The organism is Clostridium bowmanii (assembly GCF_018861315.1).
Taxonomy (GTDB): Bacteria; Bacillota; Clostridia; order Clostridiales; family Clostridiaceae; genus Clostridium_AD; species Clostridium_AD bowmanii.
Map to the genome: position 1 here is coordinate 1 of NZ_JAHLDL010000105.1, position 872 is coordinate 872.

The 872-nt window shown below is 33.8% G+C and carries 1 protein-coding gene; it reads left to right on the forward strand.

Annotation, left to right across the window (positions count from 1 at the left end; translation table 11 throughout):
- The coding region (locus KPL51_RS23060; protein WP_216166777.1) for a hypothetical protein at window positions 1-724 on the forward strand (724 nt) is incomplete at its 5' end.
- Between the last annotated feature and the right edge of the window lie 148 nt (window positions 725-872).

Here is an 872-nt window from a genome sequence, read left to right on the forward strand (position 1 = left end):
GATAAAGAAAAGATTTCCCAAACTTAAAGTTGCGGTAGCGATGGACGGTCTCTACGCTTGTGGACCTGTAATAAAACTCTGTCGTAATTATGGCTGGGACTTTATGCTTGTATTTAAGGAAGGATCTATAAAAGATACTTGGAGAGAAGCCATGGGGCTTATTAGACTTACTCCTGAGAATACAATTACTCGTATTTGTGGATCTAGAAATCAGGTTTATAAGTGGATTAATGATGTTGAATATACATATGGCGATAATGGTAGAAACAAAGTAATGTTACATGTAGTAACATGTGAAGAAACTTGGGAAGAAACAAGTAGAACCACTGGTAAAATCGAGTCAAAATCAACTAGATATGTATGGATATCTGGAAAAGAGCTCACCAAAAACAATGTAGAAAATCGTTGTATTAAAATCGGGCGATATCGCTGGAAAATTGAAAATAATTTTCTAACAGTTAAACATCAAGGATATCAATATGAACATTGTTTTTCTTACAATTGGAATGCTATGGTAGGGTTTCACCATCTCATGAAAATAGGTAGATTTATAAATGTATTACTTGTAAACAGCGAAATTTTAGCGAAAAAAATTACTGAGTTAGGTATAAGAGGGTTAATTAATTTTATTTTCAAAGCATGCACAGGAGATATTCTTGATGCAGTACGCCTATCGGCGATAGTAAAAGACAACAGTTACCAGTGTAGACTAGTTAGAGAATAGAACTCGAATTGTTTCCTCAGGGCTACGCCCGTAGGGACGGGAAGTGAAATGAATGTAAATGATTATAGCACTCTTTTGAGGGCCTTTTTGTGGTTTGTTTTTTTACTAAAAGATAAAAATAATAATACACATTAGAATATTTTGTTAA